The sequence below is a fragment of the Rhodococcus sp. SJ-2 genome (assembly GCF_053750035.1).
The window spans coordinates 4,643,188-4,662,033 of the sequence record NZ_CM132340.1; the positions used below are offsets into that span (position 1 = coordinate 4,643,188).

General features: G+C 65.3%; 20 protein-coding genes. 12 read left to right on the forward strand and 8 right to left on the reverse strand.

The genetic code is table 11. The features are described from left to right. Nucleotides 1-229: 229 nt before the first annotated feature. Nucleotides 230-1,957: a DEAD/DEAH box helicase family protein gene (locus ACSYG9_RS21770; RefSeq protein WP_440124441.1), complete on the forward strand. Its 1,728-nt coding sequence runs from the start codon at nucleotides 230-232 to the stop codon at nucleotides 1,955-1,957. A 113-nt stretch (nucleotides 1,958-2,070) separates the two neighbouring features. On the opposite strand, the gene ACSYG9_RS21775 is transcribed toward ACSYG9_RS21770, so the two are convergent. After that, nucleotides 2,071-2,265, reverse strand: a complete 195-nt coding sequence (locus tag ACSYG9_RS21775) for a DUF7455 domain-containing protein (protein WP_169688813.1) — start codon at nucleotides 2,263-2,265, stop codon at nucleotides 2,071-2,073. 285 nt (nucleotides 2,266-2,550) lie between these two features. Here ACSYG9_RS21775 and ACSYG9_RS21780 point away from each other — a divergent pair, with 285 nt between their 5' ends. Further along, nucleotides 2,551-2,895 carry a DUF952 domain-containing protein gene (locus ACSYG9_RS21780; protein ID WP_440124442.1) on the forward strand — a complete coding sequence of 115 codons (345 nt, stop codon included), beginning with the start codon at nucleotides 2,551-2,553 and terminating at the stop codon, nucleotides 2,893-2,895. 98 nt (nucleotides 2,896-2,993) lie between these two features. Here ACSYG9_RS21780 and ACSYG9_RS21785 read toward each other — a convergent pair whose 3' ends face one another. Then, complete coding sequence (locus ACSYG9_RS21785) at nucleotides 2,994-4,343, reverse strand: RNA polymerase sigma factor (RefSeq protein ID WP_440124443.1); 1,350 nt, start codon at nucleotides 4,341-4,343, stop codon at nucleotides 2,994-2,996. 134 nt (nucleotides 4,344-4,477) lie between these two features. Beyond that, nucleotides 4,478-5,263, reverse strand: coding sequence for a polyphosphate--glucose phosphotransferase (ppgK, locus tag ACSYG9_RS21790; RefSeq protein WP_440124444.1), 786 nt, complete (start codon nucleotides 5,261-5,263; stop codon nucleotides 4,478-4,480). 104 nt (nucleotides 5,264-5,367) lie between these two features. On the opposite strand from ppgK, the gene ACSYG9_RS21795 reads away from it, so the two are divergent. After that, nucleotides 5,368-6,294, forward strand: a complete 927-nt coding sequence (locus tag ACSYG9_RS21795; RefSeq protein WP_440124445.1) for an inositol monophosphatase family protein — start codon at nucleotides 5,368-5,370, stop codon at nucleotides 6,292-6,294. 110 nt (nucleotides 6,295-6,404) lie between these two features. On the opposite strand, the gene cei is transcribed toward ACSYG9_RS21795, so the two are convergent. Further along, entirely contained in the window at nucleotides 6,405-7,088 is a 684-nt protein-coding gene (cei, locus tag ACSYG9_RS21800; RefSeq protein WP_440124446.1) for an envelope integrity protein Cei, read from the reverse strand. A 367-nt stretch (nucleotides 7,089-7,455) separates the two neighbouring features. Here cei and ACSYG9_RS21805 point away from each other — a divergent pair, with 367 nt between their 5' ends. After that, nucleotides 7,456-7,758: a DUF4193 domain-containing protein gene (locus ACSYG9_RS21805; RefSeq protein ID WP_054714450.1), complete on the forward strand. Its 303-nt coding sequence runs from the start codon at nucleotides 7,456-7,458 to the stop codon at nucleotides 7,756-7,758. 123 nt (nucleotides 7,759-7,881) lie between these two features. On the opposite strand, the gene ACSYG9_RS21810 is transcribed toward ACSYG9_RS21805, so the two are convergent. Further along, nucleotides 7,882-8,385 (reverse strand): DUF3093 domain-containing protein, encoded by a 504-nt coding sequence (locus tag ACSYG9_RS21810; protein ID WP_440124447.1) that lies wholly within the window; start codon nucleotides 8,383-8,385, stop codon nucleotides 7,882-7,884. A 60-nt stretch (nucleotides 8,386-8,445) separates the two neighbouring features. Between ACSYG9_RS21810 and dut the strand changes: the two genes are divergently transcribed. Further along, nucleotides 8,446-8,916, forward strand: a complete 471-nt coding sequence (gene dut / locus ACSYG9_RS21815) for a dUTP diphosphatase (RefSeq protein WP_454839890.1) — start codon at nucleotides 8,446-8,448, stop codon at nucleotides 8,914-8,916. A gap of 1 nt (nucleotide 8,917) precedes the next feature. Then, entirely contained in the window at nucleotides 8,918-9,742 is an 825-nt protein-coding gene (locus ACSYG9_RS21820; protein WP_454839892.1) for a DUF3710 domain-containing protein, read from the forward strand. A 44-nt stretch (nucleotides 9,743-9,786) separates the two neighbouring features. Here ACSYG9_RS21820 and ACSYG9_RS21825 read toward each other — a convergent pair whose 3' ends face one another. Continuing rightward, the gene (locus ACSYG9_RS21825; protein ID WP_440127759.1) at nucleotides 9,787-10,530 is read right to left on the reverse strand and encodes an alpha/beta hydrolase; all 744 of its coding nucleotides are present in this window, start codon (nucleotides 10,528-10,530) and stop codon (nucleotides 9,787-9,789) included. Between the two features lie 137 nt (nucleotides 10,531-10,667). On the opposite strand from ACSYG9_RS21825, the gene ACSYG9_RS21830 reads away from it, so the two are divergent. Together ACSYG9_RS21830 and ACSYG9_RS21835 are read left to right on the forward strand one after the other, a co-directional pair. Then, nucleotides 10,668-11,045 (forward strand): OB-fold nucleic acid binding domain-containing protein, encoded by a 378-nt coding sequence (locus tag ACSYG9_RS21830; protein WP_440124450.1) that lies wholly within the window; start codon nucleotides 10,668-10,670, stop codon nucleotides 11,043-11,045. 59 nt (nucleotides 11,046-11,104) lie between these two features. Then, a complete protein-coding gene (locus ACSYG9_RS21835; RefSeq protein WP_440124451.1) occupies nucleotides 11,105-11,839 on the forward strand; it encodes a DUF3159 domain-containing protein in 735 nt (244 codons plus the stop codon). On the opposite strand, the gene ACSYG9_RS21840 is transcribed toward ACSYG9_RS21835, so the two are convergent. Together ACSYG9_RS21840 and ACSYG9_RS21845 are read right to left on the reverse strand one after the other, a co-directional pair. Then, entirely contained in the window at nucleotides 11,836-12,489 is a 654-nt protein-coding gene (locus tag ACSYG9_RS21840; RefSeq protein WP_440124452.1) for an NAD-binding protein, read from the reverse strand. The genes ACSYG9_RS21835 and ACSYG9_RS21840 overlap by 4 nt on opposite strands. 10 nt (nucleotides 12,490-12,499) lie before the next feature. Further along, on the reverse strand, nucleotides 12,500-13,168 hold the full coding sequence (locus ACSYG9_RS21845; protein ID WP_440124453.1) for an NAD-binding protein: 669 nt from the start codon (nucleotides 13,166-13,168) through the stop codon (nucleotides 12,500-12,502). A gap of 121 nt (nucleotides 13,169-13,289) precedes the next feature. On the opposite strand from ACSYG9_RS21845, the gene ACSYG9_RS21850 reads away from it, so the two are divergent. The 4 genes from ACSYG9_RS21850 to ACSYG9_RS21865 all read left to right on the forward strand — a co-directional run bounded on the left by ACSYG9_RS21850 (nucleotide 13,290) and on the right by ACSYG9_RS21865 (nucleotide 18,820). Beyond that, complete coding sequence (locus ACSYG9_RS21850) at nucleotides 13,290-15,314, forward strand: APC family permease (protein WP_454839894.1); 2,025 nt, start codon at nucleotides 13,290-13,292, stop codon at nucleotides 15,312-15,314. A 56-nt stretch (nucleotides 15,315-15,370) separates the two neighbouring features. Next, nucleotides 15,371-16,603 (forward strand): class I SAM-dependent RNA methyltransferase, encoded by a 1,233-nt coding sequence (locus ACSYG9_RS21855; RefSeq protein WP_454843018.1) that lies wholly within the window; start codon nucleotides 15,371-15,373, stop codon nucleotides 16,601-16,603. Between the two features lie 118 nt (nucleotides 16,604-16,721). Next, nucleotides 16,722-17,204, forward strand: coding sequence for a MarR family winged helix-turn-helix transcriptional regulator (locus tag ACSYG9_RS21860; protein ID WP_454839896.1), 483 nt, complete (start codon nucleotides 16,722-16,724; stop codon nucleotides 17,202-17,204). Beyond that, nucleotides 17,201-18,820 (forward strand): MFS transporter, encoded by a 1,620-nt coding sequence (locus tag ACSYG9_RS21865; protein ID WP_440124456.1) that lies wholly within the window; start codon nucleotides 17,201-17,203, stop codon nucleotides 18,818-18,820. The genes ACSYG9_RS21860 and ACSYG9_RS21865 overlap by 4 nt, the downstream gene beginning before the upstream one ends. The last annotated feature ends 26 nt before the right edge of the window (nucleotides 18,821-18,846 follow it).

Here is an 18,846-nt window from a genome sequence, read left to right on the forward strand (position 1 = left end):
GCGTTCATCTACTTCCAGCATTCCTGATGACACGCCGCGATGCGCGCACCACATGCGGTTGTCGGTATTTCGGATTCTGTCACGACCATCACTTCCCATCCTCATCGGCCTGGCGGTTCGGGGCGTCGATCGCGAGGCCGAGGCGATAGGCTGCATGGCGGTCGGTGATCGGTTGGCCAGTTCTGCCGTCACCGACCGGAGTTGAGCGGACAAGGAGCACGAAGAACCGGTGAGCACTGAAACCGTCGGACAAGCTACGACCTCCGCCCCCGGAGGACAGCTGCGCGCGTGGCAGCGTCGCGCCCTGACCAAGTACCTCGCCACCAAACCTCGCGATTTCCTCGCGGTGGCGACGCCAGGGGCAGGCAAGACCACGTTCGCACTGAGGGTCGCGTCGGAACTGTTGAAGGACCGGACCGTGGACCAGGTCACGGTCGTTGCCCCTACCGAACACCTCAAGCACCAGTGGTCGTCCGCAGCGGCCCGACTCGGCATCGCCCTGGACTCGAACTTCACCAACTCCACGGGGCAGACCTCGAGCGACTACCAGGGCGTCGTCGTGACCTATGCGCAGATCGCCTCCCACCCGTTCAAGCACCGTGTTCGCACCGAAGCGCGCCGCACGCTGGTCATCCTCGACGAGATCCACCACGGCGGTGACGCCAAGAGCTGGGGGGAGGGAATCCTCGAGGCGTTCGGCGATGCGACACGTCGGCTGGCGCTGACAGGCACGCCGTTCCGTAGCGACGACAGCGCCATTCCGTTCGTGACGTACGAACCGAACGAGGAAGGCCTGATGCAATCGAAGGCCGACCACGCCTACGGATATTCCGATGCGCTCGCAGATGGCGTCGTCCGACCGGTCGTGTTCCTCGCCTACTCCGGCGAAGCCAGGTGGAGAACCAATGCAGGGGAGGAGTACACCGCCAGACTCGGTGAGCCGCTCAGCGCCGAGCACACCGCGCGCGCCTGGCGTACCGCGCTGGACCCGGAAGGTGACTGGGTGCCTGCCGTTCTGGGTGCTGCCAACACCCGTCTCGAGCAGTTGCGCGCGGGGGGCATGCCGGATGCGGGCGGCCTCGTCATCGCGACCGATCAGACGGTCGCTCGTGCGTATGCGAAGACTCTCGAACACCTCACAGGTGAGCCGCCCGCCGTCGTTCTTTCCGACGATCCCACTGCCTCGTCGCGTATTTCCGAGTTCAGCGCGGGAACTCAGCGTTGGATGGTGGCAGTTCGAATGGTGTCCGAAGGAGTCGACGTCCCCCGGCTCGCCGTCGGCGTGTATGCGACCAGCGCTTCGACTCCACTGTTCTTTGCTCAGGCGATCGGGCGTTTCGTGCGTGCGAGGCAGAAGGGAGAGACGGCCAGCGTGTTCCTCCCGTCGGTACCGGTGCTGCTCGAACTCGCCAGTCAGCTCGAAGCGCAACGCGACCATGTCCTTGGCAAACCGCATCGAGTCAAGGAAGGTTTCGACGACGAACTGCTCGCCGACGCCAATCGCAGGAAGGATGAGCCGGGCGAGGACGAGAAGGCCTACACCTCGATCGGCGCGGAGGCCGAGCTCGATCAGGTGATCTACGACGGTTCGTCCTTCGGCACTGCCACGTTCTCGGGTAGCGACGAGGAAGCGGACTATCTCGGCCTGCCCGGGCTACTGGATGCAGACCAGATGAGGGCGCTGCTACGTCAACGACAGGAGAAACAACTCGACAAACCTGCGGCCGTGCAGACGCCGAGTCCCCCGCAGCAGGTGGCCGAACGGATCGCTGCGGCCGATGAGCTGCCCCAGCTGCGGCGCGAGCTCAATTCCTTGGTAGCGGTCGTGCACCACCGCACTCGCAAGCCACACGGCGTGATCCACGGAGAGCTTCGACGTCAGTGCGGTGGACCGCCGACCGCAATGGCGAGCGCCGAGCAGTTGCGCGACCGCATCGCGATTCTGCGGAGCTGGTGACGGCCCTGCTGTCGGCGAGGAGCCGTCCCTGAACGACGATACGGGCGACTACCGAAAGGTAGTCGCCCGTATCCGGGGTCGAGTCGCGGAACCGTGAGGCTCCGGACGGCGGATCAGACGGTGGCGTCGGCCTCGGTCACGATCGTGGCACCGAGCTCACGGAGCCGATCGGTGTGCTCGTTTGCGTGATGACCGCAGAACAACAGTTCGCCGCCTGTGGGAAGGACAGCGCGTACGCGAGCGGCTGCGTTGCATCGATCGCACCTGTCGGCGGCGGTCAACTTCGGGGTGGTCAACGTACCGGGCATGACTCCTCCAAACTGGCCACCTTCGACAACGGTCGCCTGGGGTCTGGTCCGCCGCGCCGGGGGTAGCGCGGTAGATCTACTCTTACAGACGATTCGCGTTCGTGGGTTGTTCCCCTGATCGTCCATTCGTGTTGTGTTTCACGAATGGACGCTGAGAAACCCCAGGACGTGGGCGTTTGCTGATCTGTTCTCGTGCTCCCAGGCGCGGCTGTTCGCTCACAGCGCAGCAGCGGGCACGGCGCGTCGACGAATCGTCTGCGCTTCGGCAATGCGAACAATGGGGGCATGAGTGGAACTCTGCTGCACATCTGCCCGCGCGACGAGTGGTTCCGTGCCCGTGAGGCAGGCGCTGTGACACCAGCGTCACTGGATGAGGTGGGATTCGTGCATCTGTCGACGCCCAGTCAGGTCCACCTTCCAGCGAATCGCTTGTTCCACGGCCGCACGGACCTTGTTCTTCTCCGGATCGACCCGTCTCGCCTGATCGACGAGGTGCGGTTCGAACCGGGTGTGCCTGCGGACCCCGGGTCGATGACGTTTCCACATCTGTACGGGCCGTTGCCGGTCGACGCGATCGTGGAAGTCATCGACTATCGCCCCGGGGACGACGGACGATTCGCACCCGTGTGATTGTGGCCTCTCGCCACAAAAGGGGCGGAGGGACGATGACGTCCCTCTCGCCCCTTTTCCGGATACTGCAGCGCGCCTCGCCGGTCCGGTCGAGGTGACTAGTCGAGGTAGTCGCGCAGGACTTGCGACCGCGACGGGTGGCGCAGCTTCGACATGGTCTTCGACTCGATCTGGCGAATGCGTTCACGGGTCACCCCGTAGACTTGGCCGATCTCGTCGAGGGTGCGTGGCTGACCGTCGGTGAGGCCGAAGCGCAGCCGTACGACACCGGCCTCGCGCTCGGAGAGCGTCTCGAGGACGGACTGCAGCTGATCCTGCAGTAGCGTGAATGACACGGCATCAACTGCGACGACAGCCTCCGAGTCTTCGATGAAGTCGCCGAGCTGACTGTCGCCCTCGTCGCCGATGGTCTGGTCGAGCGAAATGGGTTCACGCGCGTACTGCTGGATCTCCAGCACCTTCTCCGGCGTGATGTCCATTTCCTTCGCAAGCTCTTCGGGCGTGGGCTCGCGACCCAGATCCTGGAGCAGCTCGCGCTGGATTCGACCGAGCTTGTTGATGACCTCGACCATGTGAACCGGGATGCGAATGGTGCGGGCCTGGTCGGCCATGGCGCGGGTGATGGCCTGACGGATCCACCACGTCGCGTAGGTCGAGAACTTGTAGCCCTTGGTGTAGTCGAACTTCTCCACCGCACGGATGAGACCCAGGTTGCCTTCCTGGATGAGGTCGAGGAAGGCCATGCCGCGACCGGTGTACCGCTTGGCGAGGGAGACGACCAGTCGAAGGTTCGCTTCGAGGAGATGATTCTTCGCGCGATTGCCGTCGCGGCAGATCCAGTTCATGTCGCGGCGCTGGGCCACAGGGAGCTTTTCGCCCTTCGCGGCGAGTTCTTGCAATCGGAACGTGGCGTAGAGGCCCGCCTCGATGCGCTTGGCGAGTTCGACCTCCTCCTCGGCGTTGAGGAGCGCAACCTTGCCGATCTGCTTGAGATAGGCACGAACCGAGTCGGCGGAGGCGGTGAGCTCGGCGTCCTTGCGCGCCTGACGCAGTGCTTCGGATTCCTCTTCGTCCCAGACGAAGTCGCCGGACGCCTTGTCTTTTTCGCTGGGTTCGTCGTCTTCGACCGACGCGTCGTCGGCGACGAGTTCGCCTTCCGAGACGTCGATGTCTTCGAGCTCCGGTTCGGCTGCGCCGTCGAACTCGTCTTCTCCGGCCTTCCCGCCCTTGGCTGCGGTCTTCTTCGCCGCGGTCTTCTTGGCGGCCTTCTTGGCGGGTGCCTTCTTTGCCGCGGTCTTCTTGGCGGGTGCCTTCTTCGCGGCGGCCTTCTTGGCCGGTGGCTTTGCCGCGGGTGTAGCAGAGTCTGTAGCGTCGGCGGCGCCTGAAGCGTCTGCGACGGGTGCCGATTCCTTCTGTGAATCAGCGGTGTGGATGTCGGTGGCTGCCACGTACGCCCTTTCGTGACGAGGTAGTGCGGCGTCGCGCCAGAGGTGTTCCGGCGGAGAGGTCTGTCGGGATCAGGCCGGGTTCCGGCCGGCTGTGCACCATTGTAACGATCCCTGTGACCGAGGATGTGTCGGACTCAAGGAGTCGCACCTGTTTTCGCAGCGTATGCAGCGCCGACGATCCCCGCGGTATTGCGTAGTTCGGCCGGGACCACGGGAGTGTCGTTCGTCAGCAGCGGAATCCACTTCTCGTGCTTGCGGCTGATACCACCGCCCGCGATGAACAGGTCGGGCCACAGCAGGGCCTCGAAACGTTCGAGGACAAGGGAGACTTCCCGGGCCCACCGTTTGTAGGACCAGTCATGGTGTTCCTTGACCGAGGAGGCAGCGCGATGCTCGGCTTCTTTGCCGTCGATCTCCATATGCCCTAGCTCGGTGTTCGGCAGAAGGACGCCGTTGTGCAGTACTGCCGAGCCGATGCCGGTACCGAAGGTCAGGAGGATGACCACACCGTCGGTGTCGGCCGCTGCGCCGAACCGATCCTCGGCGATGCCTGCGGCGTCGGCGTCGTTGAGGACCGTGACATCTCGTTCCCCGAGGACGGACCGGAACAGTGCCCGTGCGTCCGTCCCGATCCACGACGAATCGATATTTGCTGCGGTCCGGGCGACGCCTGCGGTCACCACGCTCGGGAGGGTGATGCCGACGGGGCCGTCCCACCTCGCCTGCCGGACGATATCGGCCACCGTCGCAGCCACGGCGTCGGGAGTCGACGGTTGCGGGGTGAGGATCTTGACCCGTTCGCCGATCAGCTGACCGGTGGACAGGTCGACCAGGCCGCCTTTGACTCCGCTGCCACCGACGTCGACGCCGAATCCCACATCGGCGGAGTCGCTCGGGGTGGGGGATGTCGGCTGCGTCATGAGATGCTCACTCTCCGGGTCGGTGCGCAACGGTGCTCGGTCGGCCGCAATGCTTGTGGGGCAACGATAGTTGGAAGTTCCGGTTTGTGCGGGTGGTGCGGAGGATGCGCGTGTGTTCCGATGGTCGAGTGTCAGATGCCATCGATTCCCGTGCTTTCTCCGAATCCGACCTCGCCGAGCTTCGGGCGGTGGCCGTCACCGTTGCACTGGAAGCAGCAGCGCATGTGCGACGCCGCCGTGCCGAGCTGTTCGGATCGGACCGGCCACCAGGCGGTGAGGGCCACTCGGTGCAGACGAAGTCCACCGACACCGATCCGGTCACCATCGCGGACACCGAGTCCGAGGACCTCATCCGCACTCGACTCGGGCAGTTGAGACCCGGTGACGGGTTCCTCGGGGAGGAAAGCGGGGGAGACCACGGTGCCGATGAGGGCAGCGGCGAAGAAACCGGCGTCCAGTGGGTGGTCGACCCCATCGACGGCACGGTGAACTTCGTCTACGGGATCGCCGCCTACGCCGTGAGTGTGGCGGCCCGAATCGATGGGGTCTCGGTAGCAGGCGCTGTCGTCGATGTCGCGGCGGAGCGCCTCTACTCGGCGGCGGTGGGACTCGGCGCGACATGCACCGGCGCGGACGGGATGGTGACGACGCTGCGCTGCACGCCGGTGACCGATCTGGGCCTGGCGCTCGTTGCCACCGGATTCTCGTACTCAGCGACGCGCAGAGCGAGCCAAGGGAAAATGGTGGCGGAGCTGTTGCCACAGGTACGAGATATCCGACGTATCGGGGCTGCGGCCCTGGATCTGTGCATGGTGGCCTCGGGGAGCGTGGACGCCCACTACGAGCACGGCCTCAATCCGTGGGATTGGGCGGCAGGTGCACTCATTGCCTCCGAAGCAGGTGCCGAGGTCCGATTGCCGACGGGATTCGGCGACGACGGCGAGATCATGACTGCCGCGGCGCCCGGCATTGCGGACGCATTCGCAGAGGCGCTTACGAAAATTGGGGCGATCGCACCACTTCGCGACTGACAGCGCCCACGACTTCTCGTTCGGGTAACACCGGGAATGCGATCCGAATTCGCGGGTGAATTCGGAGAAAAGAGCAATTTGCCCGAATCCGATCGAGAATGTCCGCGCGGTCAGCAGGGGGAGTTGAGTGCGGCGTCGAGGAGTTCCACATCGAGAGGCGCGGACTTCTCGCCCACCGGCGCCTCCCGCAACGTGCGCAGTAGTTCTTCGGCATCGGCGCTCGGTGTCATGTCGCGGAAATAGGTGCCCAGTGCCAGGTCGACCGTGTCGTCCGGGCGATCGTCCAGGATCAGCTCGGCGCACGGCGCCACGAGACGGGCAGTATTCGCTGCTGCGCGACCGGCCTCGCCGAACCGGACTTGGCCGTGGCATTGCATGTTCTGATCGACGTACACCGGATCGTTACCCGCTTGCACATCCGGCGCACTCGCAAAGCCGTAGTCGCTGAGCTGCGCCGCCACGGTGGACGCCTGTCCGCGCTGGCCGTTCGCGTTGAACACCCGCACCCGGGTCGCAGCGAGCGGGGCCGGATCGACATCGAGCATGGTCGAACGGTCCACCACCTGGCCGAGTGGGACGGGCGGAGGACCCTCGGGATCAGTCGATGCGGTGGGCGGCGCCGGGCAAGCGACGGTGGTCGTGGTGGTGTCGGCCGTGGTCAGTACCGAGGTCCAGACCACGATCGTGCCCGCGGCGAGAACAGCGCCCGCGAGCGCGGCGGGAACCCACCGGCGACGATGGAACGGGCGACCGCGCTTGTCGGTTGCACTGCCTTCGGTGATCAGGGAAACCACGCAGGCCTGCCTTTCGTCTCGTCGCGCTGAGTGCGATGCGTCGTTCACTGTAGAGGGCGGGCCTGTCTGTGCGGCGGAGGCGTACCGGCTCAGGAATGTCACGGTGACCGTGATGTTGGTGACGATTTCCGGTCGATTCCGGTGGAATCGTGAATCGATTGCATATTCAGCTCTTCTGTCGGCTATTGTTCGGCGGCCGAGCGTCGTCCATCGACGAGGGCGACGGGGTTCGGATTCGAGGAATTTCGGGGATACCGACGAGCCGATACCTGTGGGAACTTCACCGCGCCGTCAAGCGTTGCCTTGGCCGGGAGCATCACGGTGGTTCCTGTCGAGCACCTGTAAGAGGACTAGAGGTAAGAGGGAAATGGCGACTGACTACGACGCACCGCGGCGGACCGATAGCGACGATGTGTCGGAAGACTCACTCGAAGAACTGAAGGCACGGCGCAACGAGGCGCAGTCCGCGGTAGTGGACGTCGACGAATCGGACACGGCCGAATCCTTCGAGCTCCCGGGTGCGGACCTGTCCGGCGAGGAACTGTCGGTGCGCGTAGTGCCGAAACAGGCCGATGAATTCACCTGCTCGAGCTGCTTTTTGGTACATCACCGAAGCCGCCTTGCGAGCGAGGAGGGCGGACAGATGATCTGCCGTGACTGCGCCTGGTGAGCAAGCGCCCGCGCTGAATCGACTTCGGAACGCCGCAGCAGTGACCTGAGAGGGCCACGGCTGCGGCGTAGAAGTATCCGACGTCGAAGCATCCGGCAGGGAAAGATCTGCCGGAGTACGGGTTCAGCTCTTCGAAGGCTCCCCGTGTCCCAGTGCGCCCAGGAGTTCCGCAGGCCGCCTCGTGCTGATCAGCCAGTACGGGGTCGGATCCTCCGGGTCGTCGAGGACGACCAGAGCCATCGTCTTGACCCACGGTCGATGCCGCACGAATGCGGCTGGATCGAGTTGCCTGCCGAGAGCAGAGCTCTTCGCCGAACCCGGAACCACGACTCCCCTCGAGATCAGTTCCACCGGTAGATGAGCCTGGTCGACCACGAGCTCACCGTCGATGACTTCGATACGCCGTCGCGAGAGCCATACCAGCGTCCAGAGCGCGCAGGGGATCAGCGCGGCATACGGCACCCACGCGTACATCCCCGGCGCACCCATGTGCAGTTCGGCTGCGAGCAGCGCTGCGATTCCGATACCGATGGGCCACCACCAGATCGGAACCCACAACCGTTCGGAGTAGGTCGGCGTGTGGGTCAACGAACCGGTGGCGCTGCCGGAGCTGGAGGTATCAGACACGCCACCAGGATAGTCGCCTGGAGATGGGGCATCGACATCCGGAGAGTAGTCTCGGTGCACGTGACCGACCTTTCCCCCATCCCGCTGCGTCGTCTCGACCCGGGCGTGCCTATGCCGACACGGGCGCACGCCGGTGACGCGGGCGTGGATTTGTGTGCTACCTGCGATGTGACGATCGAACCCGGAGAGCGGGTGCTCGTCGGAACCGGAATAGCGGTGGCGTTGCCGGTGGGGACCGTCGGATTGATCCACCCGCGCTCGGGGCTTGCCGCCAAGTTCGGACTTTCCGTTGTGAACACCCCAGGCACCGTCGATGCCGGCTACCGGGGGGAGATCAAAGTCTGCCTGATCAACCACGACACCGAGCACCCCTTCGAGGTGAGCCGGGGTGATCGCATCGCGCAGCTCCTCGTGCAGCGCGTCGAGCTCGTCGACTTCGTCGAGGTCGACGAACTCGACGACACCTCGCGTGGTGCCGGTGGTCACGGCTCGAGTGGTGGCCACGCAGGCCTCCTGAAAGAAGGGTCCTGACATGTTCGGACGACGCCGTAAGAACCGCTCCGACAACTCCGCTGACGCGACGACCGACGAATTCGAACGGATCGGAGCTTCCTCTCCGGACGACGACTTCGACGACGTTGCATCGGCCGAGGGCGGCCCGTATGACATCGACGAGATGGATGAGGACGAGGTCGGTGGCTCCCGCCTCGACCTCGGCTCCGTGCTCGTCCCGATTCCGCAGGGCGGCCAGATCCAGGTGGAGATGGCGCCCAACGGCAATCCCCAGGCGGTGCACCTGGTAACGCAGCACGGCCGGATCACCGTCGCGGCCTACGCTGCGCCCAAGTCGCCCGGCCAATGGCGCGAAGTGGCTGCCGAGCTGGCCGAGACGCTGCGCAACGACAACGCCACCGTGAGCATGGAAACCGGACCGTGGGGCCGGGAACTGCACGGGAGCACTCCGAACGCGGATATGAGGTTCATCGGCGTCGACGGCTACCGATGGATGATCCGATGTGTCGCCGCGGGTCCTGCCGGAGCCGCCGCAGCGAACGGTCCGCTGATCGCGGCAGCCCACGCGGTGCTTGCCGATACGGTCGTGCGACGAGGCAAGGAACCCCATCCCGTCCGAACGCCACTGCCGGTCGTCCTTCCTCAGACGCTCGCGGATCAACTTGCTGCCGCGCAACAGCAACAACAGCAGGCGTCGCGCCAAGCCGCCGGGCCGCAGCAAGGGCAGGCTCGGCCGCAGCAATCAGGAGTCCCGGCCGCCGGACAACAGGCTCCCCCTGCCCGACCCCAACCGCGTCCCCGCACCGGTGGGTCGGGGTCGGCCATGCAGCAATTGGGCTTCTGACCGCAGTCACGACTTCGGTTGCTCGCCCCAGTGGTCGTGCCGCATCACCTAGCCGCGGCGGCCCGTTTCGTACGGGCCGCTGTGTCGAGGGCTGCGAGACATCCCACGCCGAGCACCGCCGGATCCGTTCCGACGTCGGCCAGTGCGATCGTGGTCAGGGCCGCGAACGGCAACGCCGTCTCCCACTCACGCCCGACGTCGAGGGGATGAACCGCGTCGTCGACGGCCGCGGTGATCCCAACGGGCACCGTCACCGAATGCAGTTCGTCGACGTCGAGGGCCCGGTAGTTCGCGGCCTCTTCCAGAGCCTCGGGAAGATCCGGCCACTGGGAACTCCACGAGCGTGACAACGTGGCTCCGAGCCACGCCGGACTCGACTCGACCATTGCCGCAGCGACGGACTCCAGACCGTGGGTACGTAGCTGCGATGCCGTCCAGCGGGCACTCGCGGCGGCGGGGGAACCGTCCGGCTTTCCGGTCCAGGCAGGGAGTGCCGCGAGAACGCCGACTGTCAGGTCCGGGTGCCGGGCCGCCCAGCGCAACGCGACCGCCGCTCCGATGGACACGCCACCGACGAGAACGGGACCCCCGACAGCCGCCCGGTCCATGGCTTCGACGTAGCCGGCAACCACACCGCGAGGATCCGGCTCGACTGCGACCGTGGCGATGCCGCGACGCTGCAGTGGGATGGCGAAGGCCTCGTTGGCGAACCTGGCGTCGGACCCCGTCCCAGGTAGGAGGACTGCGGTGACGACGGCATCGTGCGGTGCAGCAGCAGTATCTCGCATCATGAATGTGATCCTGCCGAATCGATTCGAAGGCGGTCGACCCGGTCTTGGTTGTCTCCCGTGCGGATCGGTCTACAGTGGCGGACGAAGGAAGTGTCGCGGCGCGAAACCCGTGCCGCCCGTTGCAGGAGCGCGCTATGGCATCCGCCGCAGCCGGCTACATTCGCCGGCTCACCCGCCGCCTCACTGAGGATCTCGAAGAACTCGATGCCGAGGAGATGGCCGAATCATCACACGCGACGGGCGCGTTGCCTGTCGTGTCCTGTACCCGTGGGCAGGAAGTGACGATGTTCGGGCGACTGAGAAGTGTGGAGTCTTCGTCGAAGGCTGCTTCCGCGTCGGTCGAGGCCGAGCTCTTCGACGGAACCGACTCGATCCTGCTCGTGTGGATCGGGCGGCGGCGCATCCCCGGCATCGAACCCGGCAAGACGCTGCAGGTTCGCGGCAGGGTCGGCGAGCGGGAGGGCCGCAAAGCCATCTACAACCCGTACTACGAGCTCAGAGACCCGGCCTGAACGACTGACCCGCAGTTCGGCGGGAGTCGAAAGCATCCGAGTATGGCACCCTCGTATACGTGAGCGATACCAGCCGGCAGACCCTTCTCGAACAACTCGGTGGACTCAGCGGGTTGGTGTATTCGACATTGCCCGTGCTGGTCTTCGTGCCCATCAACAGCGTCTGGGGCCTGACTGCTGCGATCTGGTCCGCCGTCGGGGTCGCCTGCGGTGTGCTCGTGTGGCGATTGATCCGGCGGACACCCATCCAGCCGGCCATCTCCGGATTCATGGGTGTGGCTCTGTGCGCCTTCATTGCGCACCGCACGGGCGACGCCAAAGGGTACTTCCTGTTCGGTATCTACGCGAGCCTGGTCTACGGTGGCGCGTTCGTGCTGTCGGTGCTCGTGCGCCGGCCCCTCGTCGGCGTGATCTGGGGAATGCTCAACGGGCAGGGTTCGCGCTGGCGTACCCATCGAGAGGCGGTGCGCGCGTACGACATCGCGACGGCCGCGTGGGCGTTGGTGTTCCTTGCGCGCTATATGGTTCAGAACCACCTCTACGACGAGGATCAAACCGGCTGGCTCGCTGCTGCTCGAATCGGGATGGGATGGCCATTGACCGCGCTCGCACTGCTCGTGACCCTCTGGGCCGTCCGCAGGGCCGACAGGCTGGTGGAGTCCACGGCGGGGTACGACGAGGCGCACCCGGACACCGCGGTGCCCATGGACTCCACGGCGGCCACGGACCCTGCAGCGGCCACGGACGCGGCTACCGCGTCTCACGACGCCCGCCCGCGGCACGAGAAGCGCTAACGCTCGATCAAGGCGCGAAGCTCGTCTTCGACGTCTTCCGCTGCGACGAACAACAGCTCATCTCCACCTTCGAGCGGATCGTCGGCCTGCGGGACGATCACGCGGTCACCGCGCAGAATCGTCACGAGCGCGACGTCTCGGGGTAGTGCAAGTTTGCGCACCGGTTTGCCTGCCAGTGCGGTGGTGTCCGGGAGCGTGATCTCGACGAGATTCGCGCCCTTGCGCAGTGTCATCAACCGCACGAGATCGCCGACCGAGACCGCTTCCTCGACGAGCGAGGCCAACATCCTGGGGGTGGAGACGGCCACGTCGACGCCCCACGACTCGTCGAACAGCCATTCGTTGCGCGGGTCGTTGACGCGGGCAACCACACGCGCAACCCCGAACTCCGTGGTTGCGAGCAGGCTCAGCACGAGATTTGCCTTGTCGTCGCCCGTAGCTGCGATCACCACGTCGTACTGTTCGAGTCCTGCTGCCTCGAGGAGACTGAGCTCACAAGCATCGCCGTGGACCCACTTCGCATCGGGCACGGCCGCGGGATCGACGTGATCGAGCTTGCGCTCGACGAGCATCACCTCATGCTCGTTACGCAGAAGTTCGCGGGCGATGGAGCGCCCCACCGCGCCTGCACCTGCGATGACCACCTTCATCGGCACGTCCTCACTCGTCGTTGTCGGCGGGCGGATTCTCGGCCAGCGCAATCGATTCGGCGACGGTTCCCGAGACCGCCGCGATGTAGACCTGGTCGTCGGCCTGGATCAGGGTTCTCCGGTCCGGGAGCACCCCCGCACCGAACCGGATGAGGAATGCAACTCTCGCTCCGGTGGCCGCTTCGAGATCGGTCACCCGCTTTCCCACCCAGTCCTCGTGGACGTTGACCTCGCAGACCGCGACCGAACCCGTCGGATCACGCCAGCGTGCGTTCTCACTTTCGTGGGTGAGGGTGTGCAGGAGCCGATCGGTGGTCCACGGCACAGTGGCGATGGTGGGAATTCCGAGCCGCTCGTACACGGCGGCACGTTTCGCGTCGTAGATGCGTGCGACCACACGTTCCACGCCGAAGATCTCGCGGGCCGTGCGCGCGGCGATGATATTGGAATTGTCTCCGGAGGACACAGCCGCGAAGGCGTCAGCGCGTTCGATTCCGGCGTCGATGAGGACCTCGCGGTCGAACCCCATCCCGACGACCGTGCGGCCGGGGAAGTCGTCGCCCAGTCGAAGGAACGCCCCTGCGTCCCGGTCGATGACCGCGACCTCGTGTCCGAGCCGGGTCAGCGCGGTGGCCACCGAGGATCCCACGCGGCCGCAACCCATGACCACCATGTACACCGCGCACTCCGTTCGTCGGCTCGTCCTGCCGAACGGAAACCGTACCGCTCCGACGGCAACAGCGGGCGAAATGACCCGGACACCGGGTCGTGACCGGCCCGGTACGGCTTAGGCTGGGCCCGTGTCCAAGCTCTCCACCGCCACGAAGCGGCTTCTATTGGGTCGGCCGTTTCGAAGTGACACCCTCGGGCACACATTGCTTCCCAAGCGCATCGCGCTGCCCGTGTTCGCCTCCGATGCCCTGTCGTCGATCGCATACGCGCCGGAGGAGATATTCCTGGTCCTGTCGGTGGCGGGACTTTCGGCATATGCCTTCACTCCGTGGGTCGGTATTGCTGTTGCGGTCGTGCTCGTCATAGTGGTGGCGAGCTACCGGCAGAATGTGCGCGCCTACCCGTCCGGTGGCGGCGATTACGAGGTGGCGACGAAGAATCTCGGATCCATCGCTGGGCTCACGGTCGGCAGTGCGCTACTCGTGGACTACGTGCTCATTCTCGCGGTGTCGATTTCGTCGGCCGCGGCCAACATCGGGTCGGCCGTACCGTTCGTCGCGCAGCACAAGGTGTTGTTCGCGATCCTGGCGATCGGGCTCCTCACGGCCATGAACCTGCGCGGCATGCGGGAGGCGGGAACCGCGTTCGCCATCCCCACATACGCGTTCATGGCCGCCATGGCCATCATGATCGTCTGGGGGTTCGTGCAGATATTCGTGCTCGGGGACGATCTGCGCGCGGAGTCCGCCGACTTCGAACTCGTCGCGGAGCAGACGGATCTGACGGCGATCGCCTTCGTGTTCTTGATCGCCCGGGCGTTCTCCTCCGGGTGTGCCGCTCTCACGGGTGTCGAAGCGATCAGCACGGGAGTGCCTGCGTTCCGCAAGCCGAAGGCCCGCAACGCTGCGACCACGTTGCTCTTGCTGGGCGCGGTGGCCGTGCCGTTGTTCCTCGGGGTGGTGTTCCTCGCAGGTCGGATCGGTGTGGTGGTGGCCGAGCATCCCGCCACCCAATTGAGGGGCGCACCGGAGGGCTACGAACAGAAGACGCTTGTCGCGCAACTCGCACACGCGGTGTTCGCGGGCTTTCCCGTCGGTTTCTTCCTCGTCACCGTGGCTACGGCATTGATCCTGCTGCTCGCAGCGAACACTGCGTTCAGCGGGTTCCCGGCGCTGGCGTCGGTGCTCGCGCAGAATCGGTATCTCCCGCGACAACTGCACACTCGTGGTGACAAGCTGGCGTTCAGTAACGGGATTCTGTTCCTGTCGGGTGTGGCCGTCGTGTTCGTGTGGGTGTTCGATGCTCGGGTCACCCAGCTGATTCAGCTGTACATCGTGGGAGTATTCGTCGCGTTCACGCTCGGACAAGCGGGCATGGTGCGGCACTGGACCCGGCACTTGGCGGTGGAGACCGATCCGTCCGAACGGGGACGGATGATCCGCGCACGCATGATCAACGGTCTCGGTTTGATTGCGACCGCGGTGGTGTTGATCATTGTGCTGGTCACCAAATTCTCCGGGGGAGCGTGGATCGCGGTCCTCATGATTCTGGTGATTTTCGTGCTGATGAAAGCGATCCGGCGTCACTACGACAGCGTGGCCGCTGAACTCGAGGCTGCGGAGTGGGACGGAGTACTGCCGAGCCGCACACACTCGATCGTCCTGGTGTCGACGCTGCACCTGCCGACACGTCGAGCCTTGGCCTTTGCGCGGGCGACACGGCCTGACACGCTCGAGGCAATCACAGTCAACGTCGACGACGTGAATACCCGTCAGCTGGTCCGGGACTGGGACGCCAGCGACATCACGGTACCGTTGAAGGTCGTCGAGTCGCCGTATCGCGAGATCACCCGGCCGGTTCTGGATTACGTGCGACGCGTACGGCGGGATTCCCCGCGCGACGTCGTCACCGTATTCATTCCGGAGTACGTGGTCGGGCACTGGTGGGAGCAGATCCTTCACAACCAGAGCGCCCTGCGATTGAAGAGTCGACTGCTCTTCCAGCCGGGAGTGATGGTCACGAGTGTGCCGTGGCAGTTGCGTTCGTCTGCGAAGGTACCGAAGGACCGAGTCGACACCGTGCCGGGGGCGATCCGCCGCGGGTTGCAGAACCAAGCGGGTCACCGATCCGCAAAACAGGAGGAAGATCAGTGAGCCGCCAGGGTCAGCAGAGCGCAGGAACCGACTGGTCCGGGCAACGGATCGAGCTGATGCTCGGCAATCCCGCACACGGCGGCTTCTGCGTCGCCCGCCACGAAGGGCGGGTGGTGTTCGTGCGACACGGCCTGCCGGGGGAGCGGGTGTTCGCGGTCGTCACCGAGGACCGTGGCGGCTCCTTCTGTTTCGCCGACGCGGTGGAGATCCTCGAAGCGTCGGATGATCGCGTCGACCGCGTGTGCCCCATCTCCGGCCCTGGCGACGCAGGTTGCTGCGACATGGCGCATGTCACGCCGTCGGCGCAACGGGACATTGCGGCGGCCGTGGTCGCCGAACAACTGCGCCGCCTGGGCGGGGTGGAGCGTGACGTTCTCGTGGAGGAGGTACCCGGAAGCACACCGGACGGCACTCGGTGGCGAACGCGGGTCCGATTGGCGGTCGATGCGGCGGGAACGCCGGGATACCGGCGCTACCACAGCAACGACGTGGTGCCGGAGCTCGGCTGCACTCAGATCGACCGACGCGCCTACATCGACCTGCCCGACCACGTCTGGCAGCCGGGCTCCGACCTGCAGGTCGTCCTCGACGCGGACGGCAAACGGCATGTGGTGGAGATCGCACCGCCGGTGGTCTCACGCACCGGTCGGCGTAGCCCGGGCAGGCGCGGCGCGTCGGCGCGCCGTGCTGCAGTGAACGCACCGCGCGCGGAGAAAGTCGTCGAGGGGTCCGGTCGTCCGGTCGAGCGGGTCGGATCGCGGGAATGGCGGCTGGCAGCCACCGGATTCTGGCAGGCTCATCGAGGGGCTGCGCATACGTACTCGACCGTGGTGAGCGAGTGGGCGGATGCCGGGGTGGGCAGCACCGTGTGGGATCTCTACGGCGGGGTGGGTGTGTTCGCGGCTGCGGTGGCCGGGCAGGTCGGTGCGTCCGGACGAGTCGAGTCGGTGGAGTCGTCCCGGCAGGCGGTGGACGACGGCACGAAGGCGCTCGCTGACCTGTCGCAGGTGTCGTTTCGGCACGGGCGGGTAGAGCGCGTGATCGGCGCACTGGCGTCCCCCGACGTGGTGATTCTCGATCCGCCGCGCGCCGGTGCGGGTAAGGACGTCGTCGCTGCGATCGCGGATGCGGCACCCCGGAGAGTGATCCATGTCGGTTGCGACCCGGCGTCGTTCGGGCGGGATGTCGGCCTCTATCGCGCACGGGGATTCGAGCTGGCCGAGCTGCGTGCGTTCGCTGCGTTTCCTTCGACGCACCACGTGGAGTGCCTCGCGTTGTTCACACGCTGATCCGTCGTCCCACATGAGGGGACGCGCGCTGTCCGTTTCGAGGTATTTGCTTGCGGCATGCAACTAATTATATAGTTGCATGCCGCAAGCAAATTATTTCGTAGAATCGGAGGATCGCGTGACCGCTGTCCAGCCGGATACCGTCCACGCGCTCACTGACGCCATCTTCCTGTTCGGCCGAACCCTGCGGGCCGCGCTCTCGCACAGCGAGGTCGATCTACTTCCCAATGCTCTCGCGGGGGTGCTCTTTCTCCTGGCTCGTACCGGGCAGTGTCGTCCGAGTGAACTCGCAGCCGAGATGCACGTCGGTCAATCGTCGTTGAGCCGCCAGATCGGTGAGCTCGTCGACCGTGGCTTGGTCGACAAGCATCCGGATCCCGATGACAAGCGGGCGCATCTCGTGACCTGCTCGTCCGCGGGGCTCGACATATTGGGTGCAATCAGAGATCGGCGTACCGAACGACTGGCCGCCCAACTCGGGGACTGGAACGGAAAGCAACTCGAGGACGCTCTCGACGTTCTCGATCGGCTCAACAACGCGCTGGGGCCCATTGTTGCCGCCGGCGTAGGCACCACTAACGCACAAAGGATCTGTTCATGAGTACAACCGCAGTCACGGACGGTGCATCGACGCCGCCCGGTACCGGTCAGGATGCAGAAGCACTCCTGACCCACCGCGAGATCCTCGCGATCCTCGCCGGCCTGCTCGCCGCATTGTTCACCGCATTGCTCAGCAGCACTATCGTCTCCACCGCGCTCCCGACGATCATCGCCGACCTCCGGGGCACGCAGACGCAGTACGCATGGGTCATCACCACAGCACTGCTCGCCAATGCAGCGTCCACACCGATCTGGGGCAAGCTCTCCGACCTGTTCAACAAGAAGCTGCTCGTTCAGCTGTCGATTCTGATCTTCGTCGGCGGCTCCGTGCTTGCGGGTCTCGCTCAGGATGTGAACATCCTCCTCGGCGCACGCGTTATCCAGGGCATCGGGATGGGCGGTCTGACCGCGTTGGTCGTGGCGATCATCGGCAGCATCATTCCGCCGCGTGAGCGCGGCCGGTACTCCGGCTACATGGGTGCAGTGATGGCCGTCGCGATGTCGGGCGGCCCGGTCCTCGGCGGTGTGATCGTCGACAGCCCGCTGGGCTGGCGCTGGTGCTTCTACGTGTGTGTCCCTCTTGCCGTGGTGGCACTGTTCCTGCTACAGCGCACTCTGAAGATTGCGACCGAACGTAAGACGAACGTGAAGATCGACTGGCTCGGTGCGACGTTGATCACCGCTGGTGTCAGCGTTCTCCTGATCTGGGTCTCGTTCGCAGGCAAGGAAGGCTACTACGAGTGGATCTCTCTCGAGTCGGCCCTCTACGTTTTCGCCGGTCTTGCGCTTCTTGCTCTGACGGTGTTCGTCGAGTCGAAGGTGTCCGATCCGGTCATCCCGCTGAAGATCATCACCGAGCGGACGACCGCGCTGGCCATCATCGCGTCCATCGCAGTCGGTGTCGGTTTGTTCGGTGCCACCACGTTCCTCACCCAGTACTTCCAGACCGCGCGCGGCTTCAGCCCGACCTCGGCGGGTCTGCTCACCATCCCGATGGTGGCGGGCACGTTGGTCTCCTCGATGGTGTCGGGACAACTGATCACCCGATTCGGTAAGTGGAAGCCGTTCATCGTCGGTGGCGCAGTGCTCCAGTTCGTCGGCTTCGCGCTTCTCGGGACGCTCGACCACACCACCTCGCTCGTGGTCATCGGCATCTACATCGCGATCGTGGGTCTGGGCACCGGCATGTTGATGCAGAACCTGGTGCTCGCCGTGCAGAACACCGTGAGTGTGAAGAACATCGGCGCAGCAAGTAGCTCGGTCGCATTCTTCCGCACCTTCGGCGGCGCGATCGGTGTGTCGATCCTCGGGTCGATCCTTGCGGCTCGCGTGGCCACACTCTCGGCGGATGGATTCGCGAAACTGGGCATCGACACCTCGGCGTCCGGCGGCAGCGGTGCCAATCTGGACATCGACGCGCTCCCCGCACCGGTTGCGGAGGTTGTGCATACGTCCTATGGCGACGCCACGGGTACGCTCTTCCTCGTAGCCGCCGGATTCGCACTCATTACTCTGGTGGCAGTGGTGCTCATCCCGAACCGTGAGCTGCGCACCACGATCGACATCGTCGACGAGGAGCCCGCGACCGACCGTCGTGCCCCTGCCGCCGAGGTGTAGAGAGGCATCGAGCGAGGCGCACATGT

Coding starts and splice junctions, on each gene's coding strand:
- ACSYG9_RS21780 (WP_440124442.1), top strand. CDS start 2,551: ATGAGTGGAACTCTGCTGCACATCTGCCCGCGCGACGAGTGGTTCCGT.
- ACSYG9_RS21855 (WP_454843018.1), top strand. CDS start 15,371: ATGCTCGGCAATCCCGCACACGGCGGCTTCTGCGTCGCCCGCCACGAA.
- ppgK (WP_440124444.1), bottom strand. CDS start 5,263: ATGACGCAGCCGACATCCCCCACCCCGAGCGACTCCGCCGATGTGGGA.
- ACSYG9_RS21775 (WP_169688813.1), bottom strand. CDS start 2,265: ATGCCCGGTACGTTGACCACCCCGAAGTTGACCGCCGCCGACAGGTGC.
- ACSYG9_RS21840 (WP_440124452.1), bottom strand. CDS start 12,489: ATGAAGGTGGTCATCGCAGGTGCAGGCGCGGTGGGGCGCTCCATCGCC.
- ACSYG9_RS21825 (WP_440127759.1), bottom strand. CDS start 10,530: ATGCGAGATACTGCTGCTGCACCGCACGATGCCGTCGTCACCGCAGTC.
- ACSYG9_RS21795 (WP_440124445.1), top strand. CDS start 5,368: ATGCGCGTGTGTTCCGATGGTCGAGTGTCAGATGCCATCGATTCCCGT.
- ACSYG9_RS21805 (WP_054714450.1), top strand. CDS start 7,456: ATGGCGACTGACTACGACGCACCGCGGCGGACCGATAGCGACGATGTG.
- ACSYG9_RS21865 (WP_440124456.1), top strand. CDS start 17,201: ATGAGTACAACCGCAGTCACGGACGGTGCATCGACGCCGCCCGGTACC.
- ACSYG9_RS21830 (WP_440124450.1), top strand. CDS start 10,668: ATGGCATCCGCCGCAGCCGGCTACATTCGCCGGCTCACCCGCCGCCTC.
- ACSYG9_RS21820 (WP_454839892.1), top strand. CDS start 8,918: ATGTTCGGACGACGCCGTAAGAACCGCTCCGACAACTCCGCTGACGCG.